Genomic DNA, 22,263 nt, shown 5'->3' with positions numbered 1-22,263 from the left:
GCGCGGCACGGTCCGAACGGGTCGGTTCTAGTTCAGCAGCCAGGTCAGGATCCGGGGCAGCGCGTGCAGGGCGTCGAAGTGCGCCGCCGTCGGTTCCAGGACCGCCGTCGCTCCGGGGATGCGCTGCGCGAGCCAGCGTGAGTGCCCCACCGGTGAGAACACGTCTTTCTCGCCGTGCCAGAGCATCACTTCGCCCTTGATGTCGGCCGGGTCGAACCCCCACGGGCTGCAGAAGGCCAGCGCGTCGTCGATCCAGCCGTACGCCGATGCGCGCAGCGCCTCCTGGTAGTTGCGCAGCAGCATGGACCGTACGCCCGCGTCCGCCACGACCATCCGGTCCGAGTCGGTCAGCTCCCGGCGCAGATCGTCGAGGAGCCGGATCGGGTCCTTCCTGATCTCGGCGGACCGCAGGATGAACCGTGCCGTGAGCCCCGCGGGGTCGTCCGACGCGAAGGTGTACTCCAGGACGTTGGACGCGGCCATGCCCTCGAACCAGTCGAGCCCGTCCGCGTCCCGGGGCGCGAGGGTGACCAGCGCCGCGGTGCGGGTGACCCGGTCCGGCATCAGCGCCGCGCAGGCCAGCGCGTGGGGCGCGCCGCCCGACCGGCCCACGACGGCGAACCGCTCCAGCCCGAGTTCGTCGGCGATCGCCCGGACGTCCTCGGCCACATCCGCGACGGAGCGCCCGGCCAACCGGTCCGAACCGCCGTAACCGGGACGGTCGTACGCGATCAGCTGGGTACGGCGCTGGTAGAGGACCATGCCGCGCGGGGCCGGGCCCAGCCGGCTGCCGGGTGTGCCGTGGAGCAGGAACACGGGCTTGCCGCGTGGATCCCCCAGCCGCTCCACCACCAGATGCCGCCCGTCCGACGCGCGCACCCGACGTCGCACCCCCGCCCCCTTCGTTCAGTGCCCGTACAAGAGTGCCCCGTACAAGCAAGGTGAGCCTTTGGCATTCCCCAACCGTTCGATGATTACCCATCAGAGCGTGTGACCGGGGCTCCCTTTGCGGCCAGGGGGGAGCTACCTTCGAAGAGGCACTGCATGCCGGTCCGCATCGCACCCCAGGGGGGCCCGTGATGATCGAGGCACTGGTGACGGCCGGCGCGACCGTCGCGTGCGCGGGAGTCGTCTATGTGATGGCGGCCGCCCGGGTGGTCAAGCAGTACGAGCGCGGGGTGGTCTTCCGGCTCGGAAAGCTCAGGCCTTCCGTACGCGGCCCTGGATTCACCCTGATAGTCCCGGGCGTGGACCGGCTCCGTAAAGTCAATATGCAAATCGTGACGATGCCGGTTCCCGCGCAGGACGGCATCACCCGGGACAATGTGACGGTCCGGGTCGACGCGGTCATCTATTTCAAGGTGATCGACCCTTCCGACGCGGTCGTGCAGGTCGAGGACTACCGCTTCGCGGTCTCCCAGATGGCGCAGACGTCCCTGCGTTCGATCATCGGCAAGAGCGATCTGGACGATTTGCTCTCGAACCGGGAGCAGTTGAACCAGGGGCTGGAGCTGATGATCGACAGCCCGGCGGTCGGCTGGGGTGTGCAGATCGACCGGGTGGAGATCAAGGACGTGTCGCTGCCCGAGACGATGAAACGGTCCATGGCACGCCAGGCGGAGGCCGACCGTGAGCGCCGGGCCCGGGTGATCAACGCGGACGCGGAGCTCCAGGCGTCGAAGAAGCTGGCCGAGGCGGCGGGCGAGATGTCGAAGGAACCGGCGGCGCTGCAACTGCGGCTGCTCCAGACCGTGGTGGCGGTCGCCGCGGAGAAGAACTCCACCCTGGTGCTGCCCTTCCCGGTGGAACTGCTCCGCTTCCTCGAACGGGCCCAGCAGCCGCTGCCGGTCCCCCCTGTCGAACCCGCTCCCGCTCCCGCGGCGACCCCTGCCCCGGCGACTCCTTCTGCTCCCGCGAGTGCCCCTTCTCCTCCTGCCGTCGGTCCGGCAACAGGCCCCGAGGGGTCGGAATCAGGACAGGACTAGTCCTCACCCACTGCCCACGGCGTGATTGCTCGCCGTACATGTGCTGTTCGCGAAACGGAATGACCAGGGTCGACGTTTGCTGTGAAGGCGTTGTGAACGCCTCCGCGTTGTCGTGTGCGCGTCCTGAAGTCGACCTTGTGTGCTACCGATTGGTATCGGAATAGTGGGCGCCCCATCCTCCGTGTTCCGACACCCCACATGTCGGGACGCGGCCCCCACAGGAGGTTGAAGTTGAAGCACCGACGCAATCCCAAGAGAAAAGCCGCGATAGCGGGCGGCGCCGTCGTCGCACTCGTTGGAGCGGGCCTCACCTTCCAGAGTGCGAACGCCAGTGACAACACCGAGCAGTTCACCGCGAAGAAGCTGTCGGCGACCGCGGCCGGAAACCTCGCCAACACGCTGAGCGTGAAGCTGGGCGGCGACGCGGCGGGCACGTACTACGACGCCGACGCCAAGACGCTCATCGTGAACGTCATCGACGACGCTGCCGCCAAGGCTGTGCGCGACGCCGGCGGCAAGGCACGCGTCGTGGAGAACACCCTCGCCGAGCTGAAGAGCGCCCGGCAGACCCTCACCACCAAGGCGACCATTCCGGGCACCTCCTGGGCGGTCAACCCGGTCACCAACAAGGTCGTCGTCACCGCCGACCGTACGGTCAAGGGCGCGGCGCTGACCAAGCTGAACCAGGTCGTCAAGGGCCTGGGCGGCAAGGCGGAACTGAAGAAGACCGCCGGTGAGTTCAAGCCCTTCATCTCCGGCGGCGACGCCATCCACTCGGGCGGCGGACGCTGCTCGCTCGGCTTCAACGTCGTCAAGGACGGCGAGCCCCACTTCATCACCGCCGGACACTGCGGCCAGGCCGGCAGCCAGTGGTCCGACTCCGCGGGCGGTGCTCCGATCGGCGAGATGGTCGACTCGCAGTTCCCGGACAACGACTTCGCGCTCGTCAAGTACAGCGGCAGCACCGAGCACCCGAGCGAGGTGAACCTCTACAACGGCAGCTCGCAGGCCATCACCAAGGCGGGCGAGGCCACCGTCGGCATGCAGGTGCAGCGCAGCGGCTCCACCACCCAGGTGCACGACGGTGAGGTCACCGGCCTCGACGCCACCGTGAACTACGGCAACGGCGACATCGTCAACGGCCTCATCCAGACCACGGTCTGCGCCGAGCCCGGTGACAGTGGCGGCTCGCTCTTCGCGGGCGACACCGCAGTCGGTCTCACCTCGGGCGGCAGCGGTGACTGCTCCTCGGGCGGCGAGACCTTCTTCCAGCCGGTGCCCGAGGCCCTTCAGGCCTTCGGGGCCGAGATCGGCTGACGCACCACTCTGTGAGCCATGAGGCCCGGGTCACCCCTCAGGGGTGGCCCGGGCTTTGCTCATGCCGCTCGTGTTCCCCGCCTCGTCCGCCGGCCCCTCGCCTCCCGCCGGTTCCTTCTTCTTCCGCTTCCGCCAGGAACGCGGCTTCTGCGTCTCAGGCTGCTCTCCGCGCAGAGCCTGCCGCGCGGCCCAGAGGACGGAGACCAGCGGAACCGCCACCACCGCACCCACCACTCCCGCCGCGATGGCCCCGCCGACGACCGAGAGTGCCACCACCACCGGGTGCAGCCGGACCGCCCAGCTCATCACGAGCGGGTGCAGCAGATGCCCCTCGATCTGACCGATGATCACGATCAGCGCGACGACGACGGCCGCGATCACCGGCCCTTCGGACGCCAGTGCCACCACCGCGGCAACGGCCAGCGCGATGGGGGAGCCGATCAGCGGAATGAAAGCGGCGAAGAATTCGAGCAGGGCCAGGGGCACGGCCAGCGGTACTCCGAGGGCGAACAGGGCCACGCCCACCAGGATGGCGTTGGTCGCCGCCACCAGCACGATGCCGTGTGTGTATCCGGTGAAGGTCCGCCAGCCCGCCCGGCCGGCCAGCGCCACCCGGTCCCGGGCCCCCGCCGGCAGCTGTGAGCAGAACCAGTTCCACTGCCGGTCGCCCGACTGGAGGAAGAAGACCGAGCAGAAGAGCGCGAGCGCCAGCACGGTGAGCACCTGCACCAGCCGCCCGGCGCCGCTGAGAGCGGTACTGATCAGGGTGGACCGGTGGCTGGACAGGAACTGCCCGATCCGGGACTGGAGATCGGTGAGCGCCTCGGGGTTCAGCCGGAACGGAGGCTGCTCCAGCCAGCGCTCGATCCTGCCGATCCCGGCGCCGAACTCCTCCTGGAGCACGGCGCGTTCACCGGCGACCGTCTCGCCGACGAGGGCCAGGACGCCGAGGAGGACGATGATGCTGCCGAGCAGGGACACGGCGACGGCGATCGCCCGCGGCATCCGGCGGGCCAGCAGATCGGCGATCGGCCGGAGCATCGCGGTCACGACCAGACCGAGGAAGACGGCCACGGCGATCTCGTGGAAGCGCCCGAGGATCGAGAAGACGGCGTACACGAGCGCGCCGACCACGAGCACACGCCAGGAGTACGCGGCCGCGGTCCGCAGCGCGGGGGACACCGGTGGTCCGGAATTCCGGCCGGTTCTCCCGTTCCGGCCGGGCGGAACGGCCGGTCCGCGGGAGGCCCGGCGAGCGGCGCGGATCCGCGGGCCCCGCTCTCCGGACGGCCGGGCGGGGGACGGAGCCCCGGGCCGGGGACCGTTGCCGGGCTGTGTGTCGCCGCGCTCTGGCGGTCCGAGTCGTCCGGGCATCGGCTCGCCTCAGCCCATGGTGCCGGGACGGCCCGCGGTGGCCGCCCTTCCGGCTCGGTCCCGCCGGCTCCCATCGGCTCCGCCGCTCGCGGCCACCTCCGCACCGGCCCCCGTGCCGCCGGGGCGGAACACCGCGGCGGCGATCGTGAGCGCCGTACCCGCCACCGCCCACACGGCGAGCACCAGCATCGGGACGCCCGCGCCGTTGCCCCTGAAGTACGCGATCGAGCGGGCGGCGTAGGTGCCCGCGCCCGGCGGCAGTGCGGGTCCGATGGTCCGCCAGAACGCCGGCAGCAGCGGATGGGGATACGCGCCGCCCGCACTCGGATTGCCGAGCACGACCACCAGCAGGATCGCGATGCCGATGCCGATGACGCCCACGAGGCCCTGGAGGGCGAGCGTGATCGACCCGACCGCGAAGACCAGCAGCGTGCCGAGGCCCCACAGGGCAGGAAGGCCGCCCGGCAAGGCGTCCAGGACGGGGCCCGCGATCACGGATCCCAGCAGGCCGGCGAGGATTGAGTACAGCAGCAGGGCGCCCAGCCGGATCACGGCGCGGGATCCGTTGGCGGGCCGTGCGCCCGCGCTGATCGCGAGGATCGCCGCGCACAGATAGCCGCCCACGCACCATCCGACGACCAGGTAGAACGACGAGAGCCCGCGGGCGTCGCCCGGGGTGCCGGGGACCACGTCCACCACCGTCAGGGACCTGCGCTGCCCCTTCTCGGCCGCCGTGACGACTTCGGTGATCGCCTGGGAGAGCGAGGCGCCGCCGCCACTGGCAACCAGCAGCCGGGCGGTGCCATCGGGACCGAGGACGAGTGCGCCGTCGATGTCCCGGTTCCGGATCTGTTCGACCGCCGCCGTCTCGTTCCGGACCGGCCGGGGGTCGATCGGCTGGCCCGGCAGGGTGGAAAGCCGGTACAGGACCTCGTCGGAGACCTGGCTCGAATGCGCCGTGACGGCCAGCGGGACCCTGTGCGGCGCGGGTGCGTGGAAGGCGCCGATGTACGACGTGATGAAGGCCAGCTGGATCGCCAGCACCCCGAGGACCAGGAGTGCGGCCCGTGCGCTCACCGCGTCCTTGAGCTCGCCGAGGAATCCTCCGCGAGGGTCGTCCGATGTGCGCGTCATGGCCTCCACGCTGGGTCTCGCCCCGTGTTCCCGCAGGTGGGGCGGGTCCGAATGGCTGATGCGCGCCATGTCGTACGTATGTTCGAAACTTGGTCTATGGTGGAGGAGGGGGAGGTGAGACGGACTGATCCAGGAGGTGTGGGTGCCCGGGTTCACGCATCTGCACACCGTTTCCGGGTTCTCCCTGCGGTACGGGGCATCGCATCCGGAGCGGCTGGCCGCGGGTGCCGCCGAGCGGGGTATGGACGCCCTTGCGCTGACTGACCGCGACACCGTCGCGGGCGCGGTCCGCTTCATCAAGGCCTGCGGGAAAGAGGGGGTCAGGCCGCTGTTCGGGGTGGACCTCGCGGTGGGGGAGCGGGCGCGGCAGGAGGGGCCGACCGAGCGCCGGCGTGCTCCCGTGCGCGGTGGTGCCTTTCTCGACGAGTCCGCTCCGCGGGCCGTCTTTCTGGCGCGGTCCCGCCGGGGCTGGGCCGAGCTGTGCCGACTGGTGACCGCCGCGCATGCGGCGGACGACGGTCTTCCGCTGCTGCCCTGGAACGACAGTCACGGCGACGATCTGACCGTTCTGCTCGGGCCCGCGTCCGAGATCGGCCGGGCGCTCGCCGCGGGCCGCCCCGACCGAGCGGCCACGCTGCTCACACCCTGGCAGGAACGTTTCGGCAATGGGCTGCGCCTCGAAGTCGTCCACCACGGACTCCCGGGCACCGGCCCCGGCTCCCTGCGGCACGCCGCACGCACCCTCGGCTTCGCCGCCGAACACGGCGTACGGGCCGTGCTGACCAATGCCGTCCGCTACGCCGACCCCGGCCAGGGCCCGGTCGCCGACGTCCTCGACGCGGCCCGCCGCCTGGTGCCCGTCGACCCGCGCAAGGGTCTCGACAGCGGGGAGCGCTGGCTCAAGGGCCCGGACGCGATGACCGCGCATGCCGAGCGGGTCGCCGAGGCGGCGGGCTTCCGCCGGGACACCGCGCACCGGCTGCTCGCCATGACCGAGGAGACGGCGGCCGCGTGCCGGGTCGACCCCGAGGGCGACCTGGGGATCGGCGCCGTCCACTTCCCCGAACCGCATCTGGTCGGCGCCGCACGGCGCTCCCCGCAACGGGTGCTGGCCTCCCGCGCCGCCGCCGGCATGGTGCTGCGCGGCTACGACAACCGCCGCGACTACTGGGAGCGCATGCACCACGAGCTCGACATCATCGCGTACCACGGCAACGCCACGTACTTCCTGACGGTCGCTCAGGTCGTCGACGACGTCAAGAAGATGGGCATCCGGGTAGCGGCACGCGGCTCCGGGGCGGGCTCCCTCGTCAACCATCTCCTCGGCATCGCGCACGCCGACCCCGTCGAACACGGCCTGCTGATGGAGCGCTTCCTCTCCACCCGGCGGCGGGTGCTGCCCGACATCGACATCGACGTGGAGTCCGCCCGCCGGATCGAGGTCTACCGTGCGATCATCGACCGCTTCGGCGAGGAGCGGGTCGCCACCGTCGCCATGCCCGAGACCTACCGGGTACGCCATGCGGTACGCGACGTGGGCGCCGCGCTCTCCATGGACCCGGCCGAGATCGACCGCATCGCCAAGTCCTTTCCGCACATCCGCGCCCGTGACGCCCGCGCCGCCATGGAGGAACTGCCCGAGCTGCGCGCCCTCGCCGCCGAGAAGGGGAAGCACGGACGGATGTGGGAGCTGGTCGAGGCGCTGGACGCGCTGCCGCGGGGGATCGCCATGCACCCGTGCGGGGTGCTGCTCTCGGACGCCTCGCTCCTGACCCGTACCCCGGTGGTGCCCACCAGCGGGGAGAGCCTGCCCATGGCGCAGTTCGACAAGGACGACGTGGAGGAGCTCGGGCTGCTCAAACTCGACGTCCTCGGCGTACGGATGCAGTCGGCGATGGCGCACGCGGTCGCCGAGGTGGGGCGGGCGACGGGGGAGAAGGTCGACATCGATGCCGTACCGCCGGGCGACCCGGACACCTACCGGCTGATCAAGTCCACCGAGACGCTGGGCTGTTTCCAGATCGAGTCGCCGGGCCAGCGGGATCTGATCGGCCGGCTCCAGCCGTCGACCTTCGACGACCTGGTGGTCGACATCTCGCTGTTCCGGCCGGGCCCGGTCGCGGCCGACATGGTGCGGCCGTTCATCGAGGCCCGGCACGGCCGGGCGCCGGTCCGCTATCCGCACAAGGACCTGGAGAGGCCGCTGAAGGAGACCTACGGAGTCGTCGTCTTCCATGAGCAGATCATCGAGATGCTGGACATCATGACCGGCTGCGGACGGGACGAGGCCGACCGGGTGCGGCGCGGGCTGTCCCACCCCGAGTCGCAGGGAGCGATCAAGGTCTGGTTCGCCCGGCAGGCGGCGGCCAGGGACTACACCGCCGACGTGATCGCCCGCACCTGGGAGATCATCGAGGCCTTCGGCTCGTACGGTTTCTGCAAGGCGCACGCGGTGGCCTTCGCCGTGCCGACCTATCAGTCGGCATGGCTCAAGGCGCACCACCCGGCGGCCTTCTTCGCCGGTCTGCTCACCCATGACCCGGGGATGTACCCGAAGCGGCTGCTGCTGGCGGACGCGCGGCGGCGCGGAGTCCCCGTACTGCCGTTGGACGTGAACCGGTCGGCGGTCGCTCATCAAATCGAACTGGTGTCTGAAGAGGGGCGCGAGGCCTGGGGGTTGAGGCTCGCCCTCTCGGACGTCCACGGCATCAGTGAGGCCGAGGCGGAGCGCATCGCGAACGGCCGCCCCTACTCCTCGCTGCTGGACTTCTGGCAGCGCGCCCGCCCCGGCCGCCCGGTCGCCGAACGGCTCGCCCAGGTCGGTGCGCTGGACGCCTTCGGCGCGAACCGGCGCGACCTGCTGCTGCATCTCGCCGAACTCCACCGCGGACAGCGCGGCAAGAGGGTCGGCGGGTCCTACGGCAGTCAACTCCCGCTCGGGCAGGGGGAGAAGACCGCCCCCGTCGGGCTGCCCGACCTCGGTGACGCGGAACGCCTCAGCGCCGAGCTCGGCGTCCTCGGCATGGACGCCTCCCGGCATCTGATGGGTGATCACCACTCCTTCCTGAAGGAGCTGGGAGTGCTCTCGGCCCAGCAACTGCGCTCGGCGAAGCACGGGCAGACCGTGCTGGTCGCGGGTGCGAAGGCGGCCACCCAGACACCGCCGATCCGGTCCGGGCGCCGGGTCATCTTCAGCACGCTCGACGACGGCACCGGCCTGGTCGACCTCGCCTTCTTCGACGACAGCCACGCCGCATGCGCCTACACCGTCTTCCATTCCTGGCTGCTGCTGGTGCGCGGGGTGGTGCAGCGGCGCGGTCCGCGCAGCCTCAGCGTGGTCGGCGCGGCCGCCTGGAACCTCGCCGAACTGGCGGAACTGCGGCGGACGGGAGGCCTCGACGCGGTCGCGGCACGGCTGACCGCTCCCGTGGAGGGCGACGGGCGGGCCCCCGCCGACAACGGGCGCCGGATCCAGCTGTCGACCGGCTACGAACTCAACCCCTGGGCGGACCTTCAGCCGCCGGGTGAGCAACAGGCGGCAACGGGGAGGAAGTTGTGGCACCAGAGTCCCGGGAGCGCCGGATGAACCAGAATCCCCCGAGCCCCGACCGGCCGGACGCAGGGCAGGGAGCCGGAGCCGGCGGACCGTACGGCCGTGCGGCGAGCGTCCTGCATGTGCGCTGCGCCCCGGCGCTCCCCGAGGACGAGTACCGGGCGGTGCTGGAACTGCTGCGGGAGTTCTCTCCCGTCGTCCAGGCCATCCCGCCCTCGGCTGCGCTGGTGCAGGCCCGGGGAGCGCAGCGGTACTTCGGTGCGGATGCCGTGCGGATCGCGGAGATGGTGCGGTTGCGCGCGGTGGCCCGGCTGGGCACGGACGTACGGATCGGGGTGGCCGGCACCTGGGCGGTGGCGGCGATGGCCTCCGCCCGGGTACCGGAACCCGGCGGCATCGTGGCGGTGCCCGAGGGCGGGGTGGACGAGTTCCTCGCGCCGCTGCCGGTGGAGACGCTGCACGGCATCGGCTCCCGGCAGGCCGAGGCGCTGCACGCGTACGGCCTGCACACCGTCGGCGCGCTGGCCGCCGTCCCGCAGGGTGTCGTCGAACGGATCCTGGGCCGGCGGGCGGGACGGCAGGCCGCGGAGCGCGCCCGCGGTGTCGACCCACGTCCCGTCACGCCCAAGGACCTGCCGCCCGCGGCCGCCGTCCGTCACCGGTTCACCGGGCACGAGCTCGACGGCGCCCTGGTCAGGGCCGCGCTTCTCGATCTGGTGGTACGGCTGGGCGCGACCCTGCGCGACCGCCGTCAGGCCGCCCGGGCGCTGTCCTTGAAGCTCCAGTTCGCCGGTGGCACGCACTGGGAGAAGACCCGGCGGCTCCCCGAACCGTCCGGCCACGACGAGGATCTGCGGACCGCGGCGTACCGGATGATGGACGCCGCCGGACTCCAGCGGGCCCGGCTGACGGGCATGGTGCTGCGCGCCGAGGACCTCACCGAGGCCGAGAGGGTGGCCCGGCAGATCTCGCTCGACCCGGTGCGGGAATCCCGTCTCACGGCGGAGGTGGCTGTCGACCGGGCGAACGCGCGGTTCGGCGCGGGCACGGTGCGGCCGGCGGCCACGTTCCGCAGGGCGTCGTAGGGGCGGGGCGGGGGAGCGCGGGGCGGGCGCGGGGCGGGTGCGGGGGCGGGCCAACCTCCGGCGCCGATGCCGGACTTCGCCTCTCGCGCCGCGGACATCCCTGCGCGGCCCATGCCGCTGCCCGGACCCGCCGGCCCCGGGCCCCTGACCTCCTGGCACCCGAACCCCCTGGCCCCGGTCCCGGCCCGGACTCAAACCTGCCACCGGAGCGGATGGTGTACCACCGCCGCGCCCGTCCGCTGTGCCGTGTGCCGCCGCTGACCGGCGGAGATCGCTTATTGACACAAGTTCAGTTTTTACCGACGCGTAACTTCCCAGTCGCGGTTACTCGTGCGTAGTTTTGTCGTGGGCACCACAAATCCAGCCATCGCTACTCCCTTGAGCCGCAAGGAGATTGCCCGATGCTGCCCTGGAAACGTGCACTGAGACCCCTTGCCGCCCTGCTGCTGGCCGCCGCCGTCAGCCTGACTCCCGCAGCCGCCGCCCACGCCGATTCGGCCACCGCCGACACCGCCACCGCATCGGCACCCCACAGCGGTTGGAACAACTACAGCTGCAAGCCCTCCGCCACCCATCCCCGCCCCGTCGTTCTCGTCCACGGAACCTTCGGGAACTCGATCGACAACTGGCTCAGCCTCGCTCCGTACCTGGTCAAGCGCGGCTACTGCGTCTTCTCACTCGACTACGGGCAGCTCCCCGGCGTGCCCTTCTTCCACGGCCTCGGCCCCATCGACAAGTCCGCGGAGCAACTCGACACCTATGTCGACAAGGTGCTCGCCGCGACCGGCGCGGCCGAGGCGGACCTCGTCGGCCACTCCCAGGGCGGCATGATGCCGCGCTACTACCTCAAGTTCCTCGGCGGCGCCGACAAGGTGAACGCCCTCATCGGCCTGGCGCCCGACAACCACGGCACCACGCTGTCCGGCCTCACCGCGCTCCTGCCGTACTTCCCCGGAGCCGAGGACCTGCTCAGCTCCGCCACCCCGGGGCTCGCCGACCAGATCGTCGGCTCCGCCTTCCTGACCAAACTCAACGCGGGCGGCGACACCGTGCCCGGCGTGCGTTACACCGTCATCTCCACCCGCTACGACCAGGTGGTCACGCCCTACCGCTCGCAGTACCTGGACGGCCCGGGCGTCAAGAACGTCCTGGTCCAGGACCTGTGTCCGGTGAACCTGTCGGAGCATCTCGCCATCGGGCTGTTCGACCGGATCGCGTACCACGAGGTGGCCAACGCCCTTGACCCGGCGAACGCCCGACGCACGACCTGCGCGTCCGTCTTCAGCTGACACCGAAGAACGGACGCGCAGTTTCGCCACCCGGCGAGGGATGCTCAGCGGCCGTGACGGCCGCCTGCCGTCGCCCTGCGCCGGGCCGTGCCGAACAGTGCGGCCGCACCGAGAGCGAGGGCGGCGGCGCCCCCGATAGCGATGTACGGGGTGCTGCTGTCACCACCGGTCTCGGCGAGGTTCTCGCTGCCCGAGGTGCCCGGGGCAGCGGCGCTGTTCGGCTCGGGGGCGTTGTCCCCGGCCTGCTCGGCCTCCTCGCCGGCGGCCTGGCCCGCGGGCTTTTCGCCGGCCTCCTCGCCGGGCGCTTCCGTGCCGGTCTGCTCGGAGCCCTTGCCCGCCTCGTCGTGCCCGTCGCCGCCGTGACCGTTGTGGTCCACGGTCGACTTGTCGGCACCGTCGGCTATCTCCTCCTCGGAGGGCGCAGCGGCGGTCGGGGCGCTGCCGGCGCCGCCGTTGTCCTGCCCGAACACCACGTCGGAACAGGTGTAGAAGGCCTCGGGGGAGTCCGAACGCTGCCAGATGGAGTAGACGAGGTGGCGGCCGGACTTGTTCGGGACGACACCGTCGAAGACGTACTCACCGTTGACCAGCTTCGGGTCGGTGACCTTCGCGAACGGCTTGGCCTCCAGGTCCGACCACTTCAGCGGCTTCGTCGGGTCGTACCCGTCCTTGGTCAGGTACAGCTCGAAGGAACCCTTGTGGGGCGCGGTCGCCTTGTAGTGGAAGGTGCGGTTGCCGGCCGACATCTTGCTGGAAGGCCAGTCACCGCGGGGCAGATCGAGCCCCTTGTACTTGTCGCGGCCCGCGCTGCACAGCTTGCCGTCCGGGATCACCTGCTGGTGATTGCCCGCGGCGTTGGCGATGTTGACCTCGTTCCAGTCGTACAGGGGCTGCGTACCGCCGGCCGCGACCGCAGCCTTGCACGCCGCGGAGACCGGACTCTCCGGCCCCTCGGCGAAGCAGGCGGACACCCGGCTGACCGGGTCCGTCATCGAGCCGTGGGCGAAGGCCGGAGCGGCGGAAAGCCCGGCGATCACGATCGGCGCGACGCCGAGTGCGGCGAGCGTGGTGACCTTACGGCGAGCGGTCATGGTGGCGTTCTCCTCAAGACGGACACATGGGGGGGATCCCAGGGCGGGCCCGGACGGGCGGCACAACCCCCCGTGGCTCAGCGGCACCGACAGTCCGAACCAGCCCCGGCGATCAGCAAGCTAGCCCTTCGACGAGCCGAAATCGCCTGCTGGGAGGGGATGGAGGGGATCCTTATGGTCGCTTTAAGGAGGCGGTAAGGAGGGGCTGAGGAAGGCTGCGGAGAGCGCACGTCTGACCACGAGGTTCATCGCTGGGCCGTCCGTGGTCGTCCGGCGCAGGTCCACCTTGTGCTGCTGCGTTTGGCTCCCTGTTTGGCTCCCCATGGGCCGTGGTCTCGTGTCGGCAAGGGTGCCGTCCACGATCAGCATCGTGTCTCTACGGAAGCGGCTCCGCAGCCGCAGCGCGAGCGAGGGCCTGAGTTGGCTCACGATCCGGCCCGGGGCCGACTTCGAGAGCCCGAACAAGGGGCCGCTCCCGCAAGGTCAGGTTCGTCCGCCAGTACGCCGCAACCAGCAACGCCCCGTCCTCCAGCGGCAGAGACGGCCCCTGCAGACAAGGGGCGGACCTCCGCGTCGCGGCACGGTGATCAGCCTCCCGAACTGCTTCGGACTCAGCCCGGAGTACGGCGCAATCCATGACGGCTCCGACGCCGTGATCACAGCCCCACGTGAAGATCATCCCCGTGGCTCCGCACGCCCAGGGACTTGCAGCCCGTGACTCTGCCCGGCCCGAGGTCAGTACAGCCAGCGGTCCAAAAGCTCTGGCCAGAGAAACCCCTCGTAGCCGTTGAAGGCCGCCGGGTCGATCTCCCTCAGCTCCTCGGCCAGCCGGTGCAGCTCGGCGAAAGCTCGCTCTTCCTCCTCTTCGGAAAAGTGCTCCTCGGGTCCGTCCGGCTCGCTGAGAAGCTCTGAGACGGTGACGCGACTGCCGTAACAGTGAAGGACGTCGAGCCACACAGCGACACCCGAGTTTGCGAACCATGCCTCCCCGTCCGGCATGACGAAGTAGACCGCTCCGGTCTCCGGCTCAACACCGAACCACGACCGCTCAACCGGCGTATGGGGGTCGGTGTCCTCCGTGAGGCGGTAGAGCGGACCACGCGACGTGCGCAGGACCGGATCGGCCTCGCTCTGCATCACGACCCGCTCGATGAGGCGCGGAGCCACCGGGATGCCCACCTCGACGAGCTGCGTCTTCATGGACTCGGGGATGGATCCGCCAGCCGGCCACGATGTCCCGTCCGACTCGCGCGACACGACCCGGACCGGCCCACTCGGTCAGCCGGTCGTACGTCGCCATCGAACGATCCTCTTCCATCGGCTGCGGTCCTGACCCTACCGAGACCGAGCCGGTCTCAGGCCAAGGCAGGACCACCTTTTGTCGGACAGCCCTTAGCGAGCGCCAGCGCGAGGTTGAGGACTGTCTCCGGGCCGGCTCCTCTTGGAGCGCCGTTACGGCATCGCCGCCTATCCGGCGTCAGGCAACTCGACTTGCCGCAGTCGCGTCGACTCCTCGGACTCCTGCCGCTCTGCCTTCCGCCCATTCTCAACACGCACCATCGTCAACCATGGCCACAGGTCGGGCAGCGACTGAGCAGCGCAGGCCAGACGGTGCTCGATCCGGCAGCGCTGGAATGGATCGGGCGGACACACCCCGTACACGGTCACCCGTCCATCAGGCAGCACGATCCACCGATGCTCAGCCGGCACCCGATGCGCCAACACCGTCAACTCCGGCTCCAGCAGCACCCAGTCCTGCTCCAAGGTCGGCACGCGATCCTGCGGTAGCCCGCAGGACGAGCACCGGAACTTCCCGCCGGCAATACGCCGTGCCCGCTCGTCAGAAACCCCCATGGAGCCAGCGTCCGCAGACATCAGGCACATGCGAAGAGTGCGAATCGGACGGGAGGCACGTGACCAGGCGACGCCACCGGGACGTGAGACGCACCGACAGGTGCACGGTGCAACCGGAGGACACGGACGGCCAGGCCGAGAAGCACGCCGTCGAGGTCCGTGGCACCTGGATCGCGACCCGATACGGAGCACCGACCGGGGGATGGTCACGGGATGGCCACTACTTCCACGTATTCTTCACATGTTGCTCTGCGGGGCACTACGGTCACTCCACCCGAAACGCCGCAGGGGGATGAGATGGCCAACCCGTACACCGCTCCCATACCGCCGACACCGCGCCCGCCGGGCACCCGCCCGCTCCACAAGCGAGTTGTCGTCTGGATCGGCGGCTCGGCCCTGCTCGTCGCGGGCGCGCTCATCGGTTCCACGGGGGACGACGGGCAAAAGCCCGTCGGGGCCAAGGTCAAGCCCGCGACGACGATCACCGCGACTGTCACAGCCACGCCCGAACCCGGCCCGACCGTCACCGAGACCGTCAGAGCCAAGGCGAAGCCCGCCCCCGCCGTCACCGTCACCAAGACCGCTACCGCCAGGGCCGCCGACACGGGCAGCAACAGCAGCAACAGCAACAGTCAGGACAGCACCGGCACGTGCACGATCGTCTCCAACGCGGGGAATTGCTACTCGGCAGGACAGTTCTGCCGGAACAGCGACCACGGAGCCGTCACCACCAACGCGAGCGGCACGAAGATCAAGTGCACCTACAGCTCAAACGCATGGCGTTGGACCTACATCTGACGAAACACGCCACAACCCCATGAGGCGCGTCCATCGGGTGACGTCGCGCGCTGGGCACAGGCCATGCCGATGGTCCGTCACCCCGAAGCATTCCGGCCGCCCGCCCACCGCGTACGCGGCGATCCGGACAACCCGCTCCCCGCGCCCGACACCCCCGCGCGTGCCACCCCTCCGGCCGTCCCGGCGTTTTAGGCTCGGGCCGCAGGAGTAGACGCCGAGCAAAGGAGCCGTCCGTGGCCTTGAGCCGTGAAGAGCGTGAGCAGTTCCTCGCCGAGCCCCATGTCGCGGCGCTGGCCGTGGACGAGGGGGAGAAGGAGCGAGCGCCGCTGACCGTGCCGATCTGGTATCAGTACGCGCCCGGTGGTGACATCTGGATCATGACGGGGCGCGACTCCCGGAAAGGGCGGGCCATCGCGCAGGCAGGGCGGTTCTGCCTGATGATCGACCGCTTGGAGCCCACCATCCGGTACGTCTCCGTCGAAGGGCCCGTCACCGAGACGATCCCCGCCACCCGAGAGCTTCTTCAGGAGATCTCGGCACGCTATCTGCCGGCCGACAAGGTCGACGCCTACGTCGACATGGCCTGGAAGAGCCACGGCGAGCAGGTGGTCATCCATATGCAGCCGCAGCGCTGGGTCAGCTCGGACCTCGGCTCACTCTGACGGACCGGGCGGAGGGCCCTCGGGTCCCCGCCGGCGGGACCGCCTGCCCGGGCGCGCACGGTCCGGGCGGGCGAGGCCCCCGCGCCAGAGTCCGGGCGGGCGAGGCCCCCGTGTTGTCCGGGCGGGCGACCGGCACACGGTCCGGGCCCCCGGCCTCAGCCGCGTCCAGGCGGTCCCGCCCTAAGCCGCCCCCCAAGCCCCTCCGCCGCCACCGCCTCAGCCCCCCGTCAGGCGGTACCGTCGCTCCGGCCGGCCCGTGCCGCCGTAGCGCAGCGTGACCTCCGCCCGGCCGACCGCGGCGAAGTACTCCAGGTACCGGCGCGCGCTCACCCGGGACAGCGAGCCCGCCTCCGCGCACTCGGACGCCGACAGATCGCCCGCGTGCTCCCGCAGGATCCGCTCCACCAGTTCGGCCGTGTGCGGGGCCAGTCCTTTGGGCAGTTCGCGCGAACCCGGCGGCCGGGTGCCGAAGATCTGGTCGACGTCCTCCTGCCGCGCCTCGCCCAGCCGGTCGAAGCGGGACCGCAGCGATGCCACGTGTCGCAGCTGCTCCTGCAGTGCCGCCTGGTTGAACGGCTTGATCAGATAGTGCAGCGCCCCCGCGCGCAGCGCCGCCCGCACCAGGCCGGCGTCCCGGGCGGCCGTGATGAACAGCGCGTCCACGCTTCCCCGCGTCTCGTCGCGCTCCTCGGCCGCCCGCAGCTCGCGCAGCACGCTGATCCCGTCCATGTCGGGCAGATAGATGTCGAGGAGCACGAGCTCGGGCCGCAGACGCTCGGCCGCGCGCAGCGCTTCGGCGCCGCTGTGGGCCACACCGACGACCCTGAAACCTTCCGTCGCGGACACATAGCGGCTGTGCAGCTTGGCGACCATGAAGTCGTCGTCCACCACCAGCACGTTCATCACGCCGTCACGGTAGGACGTGACCACAAGGACCACAACGTCCGTTGATTGCGGAAGGGAGACAGCTTCTCAACGCGCAGGCAACATGTGGGCCACTTCACACTCCCACCACCGAGAGGCGGCTCCCGTGCGATTGCGCACTCCCCTCGCCCTGCTCGGGGCAGCGTTGCTGGTGCTCGTGGGGCCGCCGCTGCTCTCCGCGGGGAAGGGTTCCGACACCGGTACCCAGATCCCGGGCCTGCGCTTCATGGTCCCGAACACACCCGGCGGCGGCTACGACATCACGGCCCGTACGGCGGCCAAGAACGCCGAGGACGCCGAACTCACCCACAACGTCGAGGTGTTCAACCTGCCCGGCGCGGGCGGCACGGTCGGACTGACCCGGCTCGTCGGCGAACGCGGCAACGGCAGGCTCGCCATGTCCATGGGACTGGGCGTCGTCGGTGCCGTCCACACCAACAAATCGCCCAAGACGCTCGCCGACACCACCCCGATCGCCCGGCTCACCGAGGAGCCCGACATCGTCGTGGTCTCCAAGGACTCGCCGTACAAGACGATCGGGGACCTGCTCGCCGCCTGGAAGAAGAACCCGGGCAAACTGCCGGTCGGCGGCGGTTCGTCACCCGGCGGGCCCGACCATCTCGCGCCGATGCTGATGGCGCAGGCGGCGGGGATCGCGCCCCGGACCGTCAACTACGTCCCCTTCGACGGCGGCGGCGAACTGCTCGCCTCGATCCTCGGCAACAAGGTCGCCTTCGGTGTCTCGGGCGTCGGGGAGTACCTCGACCAGATCAAGGCCGGTGAGCTGCGGCTGCTCGCCGTCACCGGCCCGAAACGGGTACCCGGACTCGATGCGCCCACGTTGCGTGAGGCCGGGCTGGACACGGAGTTCACCAACTGGCGCGGCATCGTCGCCCCGCCCGGCCTCTCCGACGCCGAGCGCGACAAGCTCGTCGCCCTGATCAGCGAACTCCACGACTCCGAGCAGTGGAAGGAGTCGATGAAGAAGAACGGCTGGGACGACGCGTTCCTCGCCGGGGAGAAGTTCGGCGACTTCCTCGACGCGCAGGACAAGAGCGTCGACTCGGTGCTGAAGGAGCTGGGACTGTGACCACCACGGACACCACAGAGGCACCGGGGCCCCGCCGCTCCTGGCTGCGCGATCACTCCGAACTGGGCGTCGGCGTCCTGCTGCTGGCCATCGGTGTGCTCGTCCTCACCGACGCGCTGACCATGGACGTCGACATCGCCCAGCGCGGGCCCGTCGGACCCAGGACCGTGCCGCTCGTCGTCGGCATCGGCCTGGTGCTCGTCGCCGTACTGCTCACCGTCGACGTCCTGCGCGGCGGACGCGGGGAGGCGGAGGGCGGCGAGGACATCGATCTGTCCGAACCGAGCGACTGGCGCACGGTACTGCTGCTGGCCGGAGTCTTCCTGGCCTTCGCCGTGCTCATCGGGCCGGTCGGCTTCCCCATAGCCGGAGCACTGCTGTTCTGGGGCGCCGCCTTCGCCCTCGGCAGCAGGCACCTCGACCGCGACCCGCTGATCGCCGCTGTCCTCTCCCTCCTCACGTACATCGTGTTCAACAACATGCTCGGTGTCCCGCTGCCGGGCGGTCCGCTGATGGAGGTGCTGTAGATGGACTCCCTCAACTCCCTCATCGACGGCTTCGGCACCGCGCTGACCCCGATCAATCTGCTGTGGGCCGCGATAGGCGTGCTGCTCGGCACCGCGATCGGGGTGCTGCCCGGCATCGGACCGGCCATGGCCGTGGCCCTGCTGCTGCCGGTGACATACGGGCTCGAGCCCACCGGTGCGTTCATCATGTTCGCGGGCATCTACTACGGCGCGATGTTCGGCGGCTCCACCACCTCGATCCTGCTGAACACCCCCGGCGAGAGCGCCGCCGTCGTCGCCGCCATCGAAGGCAATCCGATGGCCAAGGCGGGCCGCGGAGCACAGGCGCTGGCGGCCGCGGCCGTCGGCCACTTCGCCGGCGGCATGATCGGCACCATCCTGCTCGTCGTGCTCGCGCCGACCGTCGCCGAACTCGCGGTGGACATCGGCGCACCCGACTACTTCGCCATCATGGTGCTGGCGTTCATCGCGGTCACGTCCGTCCTCGGCTCCTCCCGCATCCGCGGTCTGGCCTCGCTGCTGATCGGCCTCACGCTCGGACTCGTCGGCCTGGACCAGATGACCGGACAGCAGCGGCTCACCTTCGGCTCGCTGCAACTCGCCGACGGCATCGACGTCGTCATCGTCGCCGTCGGACTCTTCGCCATCGGCGAGGCCCTGTGGGTCGCCGCCCATCTGCGCCGCAGCAGCGGCGAACCCATCCCGGTCGGCCGGCCCTGGCTCGGCAGGTCGGACGTCCGGCGTACCTGGAAGTCATGGCTGCGCGGCCCCGTCATCGGCTTCCCGTTCGGTGCGATCCCGGCCGGTGGAGCGGAGATCCCGACCTTCCTGTCGTACGTCACCGAGAAGCGGCTGTCCAAGCACAAGGAGGAGTTCGGCAAGGGCGCCATCGAAGGGGTCGCGGGGCCCGAGTCGGCGGCCTCGGCGTCGGCCGCGGGCACCCTGGTGTCGATGCTGACCCTCGGTCTGCCGACCACCGCGGTCGCGGCCGTGATGCTGGCCGCGTTCCAGCAGTACGGGATCCAGCCCGGCCCGTTGCTCTTCGAGCGCGAGCCGGACCTGGTGTGGGGTCTGATCGCCTCGCTCTTCGTCGGCATGGTGCTGCTGCTCGCGCTGAACCTGCCGCTGGCGCCCGTGTGGGCGAAGCTGCTGCGCATCCCGCGCCCGTACCTGTACGCCGGCATCCTGTTCTTCGCCGGTGTCGGCGCGTACGCGGTCGGCGGCGAGGCGCTCGACCTGGTCATCCTGCTGATCATCGGCCTGATCGGCTTCGGGATGCGGAGGTACGGACTTCCCGTGCTGCCGGCGGTGATCGGTGTGATCCTCGGCCCGGCCGCCGAACAGCAACTGCGGCGCGCGCTCCAGATCAGCGACGGCAGTGTGAGCGGCCTGGTCGACACGCCGTTCTCGGTGACGGTGTACGCCGTGATCGTGATCCTGCTGGCGTGGCCGCTGATCAGGAAGGTGATCCCCGGACGCGGTCGCACCGCGGCATGACGGAACGGATGCGCCCCGCCCTCGGCCGTGTCAACGGTGACGGGCGGGGCGCATCGCCGGCTACACCTCGCCGTACCGGGCCGACAGCTCGGCCAAGGCGCCCTGCCGGGCGAGGAGTTCGAGCTCATCGAGCGCCCTGACCGCCTGCGCGGCGGCCTCGGGATCGCGCCCGGCGAGCCCGCTGTCGGCGAACTCGTCCTCGTCCAGCCGCAGAATCGCCGATCCGTCGGCCGACACCCACAGATCGAGATCCAGGTCCTCCACGCTCAGCTCGCCGTCCACGAGCCGCGCGGGCCTGGTCACATCGCAGTACCAGCCCTTGAAGGTGCCGTCGCCGGTGCGGACCTCCTTCACCGCGTACCACCGGTCGCGCCAGTAGTGCTCGGTGAAGACGTCGCCCGGCTCGAAGCGGACGAAGCCGAAGTCACGCACTCCGCCGGACGCCCAGGCCGCGCGGACCACGAGATGGGTGCCGTCGTCGGCGATCAGGTCCGCCGGGTAACGGATCTTGGTGGCGCCCGCCTTGACGAGCCGTACCTCAACCGAGGCTGCGGGCATGGCGTACCTCCGTCGCACAGATCTCGTAGCCGAACCAGGTGTTGACCGCCAGCATCGGTCCGTTGTCGGCGTCGTTGCTGGTGAACGCCTCCGTGTAGCCCGCGGCCCGGGCTCTGCGCAGCGAGTCGGACTTGGCGAGCTTGGCGAAACCGCGCCCGCGGTGGGCGCGCAGCGTGCCGGTCATGCCGGAGAGATAGCGCGTACCGCCGTCCGACTGGGCGGCGGTGAACGCGGCGACCTCGCCGTCCACCATCACGACCGTGCTGAGCTCGTGGTCGAGCAGCGGATGGTGCCAGGTGTGGTTGAGCCAGTCGTCGTAGTCGTCGAAGTCGACGGAGATGTCACCCGGCTCGTCGGACGTGGTCTCCGCGTCGGCCCGGAACATCGGCCGCGGGTCGGCCGCGAAGTCCGCGACCGTACGCAGCTCGACGCCCGCCGGCAGCGGGGGCGGGGGCGGCAGTGTGCCGTTCGCCAGGTCCAGCCGCTGGAAGTGCGCCGAGCGGGACGGCCGGTAGCCGCGGTGCTCGGCGAAGGCGCGCGAGGCGGGTTCGTCGGCCACCCAGGCGTACGCGGTCGCCGCGCCGACGCCGGCCAGATGCTCCTCGGCGGTGCGCAACAACAGGCCCCCGACGCCATGACGACGGTGCCCGGGCAGGACCAAGGGCGCGACGGACGACACCCCCGGCTCCGTCGCGTCGTACGCCACGCCCGCCGAAGCCGTGCCGACGATCTCCCCGTCCCGCTCGGCGACCAACAGCCGGTGGTGCTTCGCGGGGTTGGCCCTCTCCACGTCGAACAGGACGGCCTCGGGTGTCGTCACCTCGTACGGCAGCACGGTACGCGCCACCCGGCACACAGCGGGTGCGTCCTCGCGGCGGAAATCACGGACGATCACAGTCATGGTCGCCGACGCTACGCGCGCGCCCGGACGTGTCGCCTCCCAATTTCCGCCGGTGGGGGAGAATCGGAAGGGTGACCTTGAAGATCGCCATCGACGCGGACTCCGCGACCGCCCCGTACGAACAACTGCGCGCGCAGATTTCCGCCCGGGCCCGGTCCGGGCGGCTGCCTGTCGGGTACAAGCTGCCCACCGTGCGCGGGCTGGCGGAGGAGCTGGGGCTGGCGTCGAACACGGTCGCCAAGGCGTACCGCGCGCTGGAGGGGGACGGGGTGATCGAGACGCGCGGGCGGAACGGGACGTTCGTGGCGGCTGCGGGGGACGCCGCCGAGCGGCGGGCCGCCGTGGCGGCGGGGGAGTACGCGGCGGAGGCACGGCGCCTCGGACTGACGCGGGCGGCTGCGGAGGCCGCCGTCTCGGACGCGCTGCGCGCGGCGTACGGCACCTGAGGTCCGCGGCGGCGCGCCCGGAAATCTCCGCGAGGCCGGTCCGGAGGCCGGTCGCGACGTCGGTCCGTGACGTCGGTCGTGACGTCGGTCCGTGACGTCGGTCGGGAGGCCGGTCCGGGGCGGCGCGTCCGGAAATCTCCGCGAGGTCGGTCCGTGACGCCGGTCGGGAGGCCGGGGC

Annotated in this window: 20 protein-coding genes and 1 pseudogene; 11 read left to right on the top strand and 10 right to left on the bottom strand. The window is 70.8% G+C overall.

The window, feature by feature from the left end; translation table 11 throughout:
* Window positions 1-27 precede the first annotated feature (27 nt).
* The gene (locus tag OHA05_RS07225; protein WP_313947216.1) at window positions 28-891 is read right to left on the bottom strand and encodes an alpha/beta fold hydrolase; all 864 of its coding nucleotides are present in this window, start codon (window positions 889-891) and stop codon (window positions 28-30) included.
* A 188-nt stretch (window positions 892-1,079) separates the two neighbouring features.
* Here OHA05_RS07225 and OHA05_RS07220 point away from each other — a divergent pair, with 188 nt between their 5' ends.
* Window positions 1,080-1,985, top strand: coding sequence for a slipin family protein (locus OHA05_RS07220; protein ID WP_328860095.1), 906 nt, complete (start codon window positions 1,080-1,082; stop codon window positions 1,983-1,985).
* A gap of 231 nt (window positions 1,986-2,216) precedes the next feature.
* Entirely contained in the window at window positions 2,217-3,302 is a 1,086-nt protein-coding gene (locus OHA05_RS07215) for a S1 family peptidase (RefSeq protein ID WP_443043649.1), read from the top strand.
* Between the two features lie 30 nt (window positions 3,303-3,332).
* Here the strand turns inward: OHA05_RS07215 and OHA05_RS07210 are convergent, their stop codons facing one another.
* Window positions 3,333-4,484: an AI-2E family transporter gene (locus OHA05_RS07210; RefSeq protein ID WP_313947219.1), complete on the bottom strand. Its 1,152-nt coding sequence runs from the start codon at window positions 4,482-4,484 to the stop codon at window positions 3,333-3,335.
* A gap of 201 nt (window positions 4,485-4,685) precedes the next feature.
* Window positions 4,686-5,810 carry a DUF3533 domain-containing protein gene (locus OHA05_RS07205; protein ID WP_313947220.1) on the bottom strand — a complete coding sequence of 375 codons (1,125 nt, stop codon included), beginning with the start codon at window positions 5,808-5,810 and terminating at the stop codon, window positions 4,686-4,688.
* A 142-nt stretch (window positions 5,811-5,952) separates the two neighbouring features.
* Between OHA05_RS07205 and OHA05_RS07200 the strand changes: the two genes are divergently transcribed.
* The 3 genes from OHA05_RS07200 to OHA05_RS07190 all read left to right on the top strand — a co-directional run bounded on the left by OHA05_RS07200 (window position 5,953) and on the right by OHA05_RS07190 (window position 11,737).
* Window positions 5,953-9,396: a DNA polymerase III subunit alpha gene (locus OHA05_RS07200; protein WP_328860094.1), complete on the top strand. Its 3,444-nt coding sequence runs from the start codon at window positions 5,953-5,955 to the stop codon at window positions 9,394-9,396.
* Complete coding sequence (locus tag OHA05_RS07195; protein WP_328860093.1) at window positions 9,393-10,448, top strand: DNA polymerase Y family protein; 1,056 nt, start codon at window positions 9,393-9,395, stop codon at window positions 10,446-10,448. Before OHA05_RS07200 ends, OHA05_RS07195 begins: the two co-directional genes overlap by 4 nt.
* Window positions 10,449-10,849: 401 nt before the next feature.
* Window positions 10,850-11,737, top strand: coding sequence for a lipase family alpha/beta hydrolase (locus tag OHA05_RS07190; protein WP_313947223.1), 888 nt, complete (start codon window positions 10,850-10,852; stop codon window positions 11,735-11,737).
* 44 nt (window positions 11,738-11,781) lie between these two features.
* Here OHA05_RS07190 and OHA05_RS07185 read toward each other — a convergent pair whose 3' ends face one another.
* The 4 genes and pseudogenes from OHA05_RS07185 to OHA05_RS07170 all read right to left on the bottom strand — a co-directional run bounded on the left by OHA05_RS07185 (window position 11,782) and on the right by OHA05_RS07170 (window position 14,682).
* The gene (locus OHA05_RS07185; RefSeq protein WP_313947224.1) at window positions 11,782-12,828 is read right to left on the bottom strand and encodes a lytic polysaccharide monooxygenase auxiliary activity family 9 protein; all 1,047 of its coding nucleotides are present in this window, start codon (window positions 12,826-12,828) and stop codon (window positions 11,782-11,784) included.
* Window positions 12,829-13,161: 333 nt separating this feature from the next.
* Window positions 13,162-13,488: pseudogene (locus OHA05_RS07180) on the bottom strand (helix-turn-helix domain-containing protein); the annotation flags it as partial.
* A 75-nt stretch (window positions 13,489-13,563) separates the two neighbouring features.
* Window positions 13,564-14,028, bottom strand: a complete 465-nt coding sequence (locus tag OHA05_RS07175) for an SUKH-4 family immunity protein (protein WP_313947225.1) — start codon at window positions 14,026-14,028, stop codon at window positions 13,564-13,566.
* Window positions 14,029-14,295: 267 nt separating this feature from the next.
* On the bottom strand, window positions 14,296-14,682 hold the full coding sequence (locus tag OHA05_RS07170) for a DUF6083 domain-containing protein (protein WP_328860092.1): 387 nt from the start codon (window positions 14,680-14,682) through the stop codon (window positions 14,296-14,298).
* Between the two features lie 297 nt (window positions 14,683-14,979).
* On the opposite strand from OHA05_RS07170, the gene OHA05_RS07165 reads away from it, so the two are divergent.
* Together OHA05_RS07165 and OHA05_RS07160 are read left to right on the top strand one after the other, a co-directional pair.
* Complete coding sequence (locus tag OHA05_RS07165; protein ID WP_313947227.1) at window positions 14,980-15,480, top strand: hypothetical protein; 501 nt, start codon at window positions 14,980-14,982, stop codon at window positions 15,478-15,480.
* Window positions 15,481-15,713: 233 nt separating this feature from the next.
* Window positions 15,714-16,142: a pyridoxamine 5'-phosphate oxidase family protein gene (locus OHA05_RS07160; RefSeq protein ID WP_313947228.1), complete on the top strand. Its 429-nt coding sequence runs from the start codon at window positions 15,714-15,716 to the stop codon at window positions 16,140-16,142.
* Between the two features lie 216 nt (window positions 16,143-16,358).
* On the opposite strand, the gene OHA05_RS07155 is transcribed toward OHA05_RS07160, so the two are convergent.
* A complete protein-coding gene (locus OHA05_RS07155; RefSeq protein WP_328863346.1) occupies window positions 16,359-17,045 on the bottom strand; it encodes a response regulator in 687 nt (228 codons plus the stop codon).
* Between the two features lie 127 nt (window positions 17,046-17,172).
* Here OHA05_RS07155 and OHA05_RS07150 point away from each other — a divergent pair, with 127 nt between their 5' ends.
* The 3 genes from OHA05_RS07150 to OHA05_RS07140 are packed head-to-tail and all read left to right on the top strand — an operon-like array spanning window position 17,173 to window position 20,180.
* The gene (locus OHA05_RS07150) at window positions 17,173-18,156 is read left to right on the top strand and encodes a Bug family tripartite tricarboxylate transporter substrate binding protein (RefSeq protein ID WP_313947229.1); all 984 of its coding nucleotides are present in this window, start codon (window positions 17,173-17,175) and stop codon (window positions 18,154-18,156) included.
* A complete protein-coding gene (locus tag OHA05_RS07145; protein ID WP_313947230.1) occupies window positions 18,153-18,683 on the top strand; it encodes a tripartite tricarboxylate transporter TctB family protein in 531 nt (176 codons plus the stop codon). Before OHA05_RS07150 ends, OHA05_RS07145 begins: the two co-directional genes overlap by 4 nt.
* Window positions 18,684-20,180 (top strand): tripartite tricarboxylate transporter permease, encoded by a 1,497-nt coding sequence (locus tag OHA05_RS07140; protein ID WP_313947231.1) that lies wholly within the window; start codon window positions 18,684-18,686, stop codon window positions 20,178-20,180.
* A gap of 60 nt (window positions 20,181-20,240) precedes the next feature.
* Here OHA05_RS07140 and OHA05_RS07135 read toward each other — a convergent pair whose 3' ends face one another.
* Both OHA05_RS07135 and OHA05_RS07130 read right to left on the bottom strand, forming a co-directional pair.
* A complete protein-coding gene (locus tag OHA05_RS07135) occupies window positions 20,241-20,738 on the bottom strand; it encodes a DUF402 domain-containing protein (protein ID WP_313947232.1) in 498 nt (165 codons plus the stop codon).
* Window positions 20,719-21,639 (bottom strand): GNAT family N-acetyltransferase, encoded by a 921-nt coding sequence (locus tag OHA05_RS07130; RefSeq protein WP_313947233.1) that lies wholly within the window; start codon window positions 21,637-21,639, stop codon window positions 20,719-20,721. The genes OHA05_RS07135 and OHA05_RS07130 overlap by 20 nt, the downstream gene beginning before the upstream one ends.
* A gap of 71 nt (window positions 21,640-21,710) precedes the next feature.
* Here OHA05_RS07130 and OHA05_RS07125 point away from each other — a divergent pair, with 71 nt between their 5' ends.
* The gene (locus OHA05_RS07125) at window positions 21,711-22,085 is read left to right on the top strand and encodes a GntR family transcriptional regulator (RefSeq protein WP_328860091.1); all 375 of its coding nucleotides are present in this window, start codon (window positions 21,711-21,713) and stop codon (window positions 22,083-22,085) included.
* Window positions 22,086-22,263: the final 178 nt, after the last annotated feature.

This window comes from Streptomyces sp. NBC_00306 (genome assembly GCF_036169555.1).
In the GTDB taxonomy this organism is placed as follows: Bacteria; Actinomycetota; Actinomycetes; order Streptomycetales; family Streptomycetaceae; genus Streptomyces; species Streptomyces achmelvichensis.
This window is presented reverse-complemented; position numbering and strand designations above follow the sequence as displayed.

Bases quoted from the DNA above. Each gene is read 5' to 3' on its own strand.
- OHA05_RS07170 (WP_328860092.1), bottom strand. From the start codon at position 14,682: ATGGGGGTTTCTGACGAGCGGGCACGGCGTATTGCCGGCGGGAAGTTC.
- OHA05_RS07165 (WP_313947227.1), top strand. From the start codon at position 14,980: ATGGCCAACCCGTACACCGCTCCCATACCGCCGACACCGCGCCCGCCG.
- OHA05_RS07195 (WP_328860093.1), top strand. From the start codon at position 9,393: ATGAACCAGAATCCCCCGAGCCCCGACCGGCCGGACGCAGGGCAGGGA.
- OHA05_RS07175 (WP_313947225.1), bottom strand. From the start codon at position 14,028: ATGAAGACGCAGCTCGTCGAGGTGGGCATCCCGGTGGCTCCGCGCCTC.
- OHA05_RS07220 (WP_328860095.1), top strand. From the start codon at position 1,080: ATGATCGAGGCACTGGTGACGGCCGGCGCGACCGTCGCGTGCGCGGGA.
- OHA05_RS07190 (WP_313947223.1), top strand. From the start codon at position 10,850: ATGCTGCCCTGGAAACGTGCACTGAGACCCCTTGCCGCCCTGCTGCTG.
- OHA05_RS07135 (WP_313947232.1), bottom strand. From the start codon at position 20,738: ATGCCCGCAGCCTCGGTTGAGGTACGGCTCGTCAAGGCGGGCGCCACC.
- OHA05_RS07130 (WP_313947233.1), bottom strand. From the start codon at position 21,639: ATGACTGTGATCGTCCGTGATTTCCGCCGCGAGGACGCACCCGCTGTG.
- OHA05_RS07155 (WP_328863346.1), bottom strand. From the start codon at position 17,045: ATGAACGTGCTGGTGGTGGACGACGACTTCATGGTCGCCAAGCTGCAC.
- OHA05_RS07205 (WP_313947220.1), bottom strand. From the start codon at position 5,810: ATGACGCGCACATCGGACGACCCTCGCGGAGGATTCCTCGGCGAGCTC.
- OHA05_RS07140 (WP_313947231.1), top strand. From the start codon at position 18,684: ATGGACTCCCTCAACTCCCTCATCGACGGCTTCGGCACCGCGCTGACC.
- OHA05_RS07185 (WP_313947224.1), bottom strand. From the start codon at position 12,828: ATGACCGCTCGCCGTAAGGTCACCACGCTCGCCGCACTCGGCGTCGCG.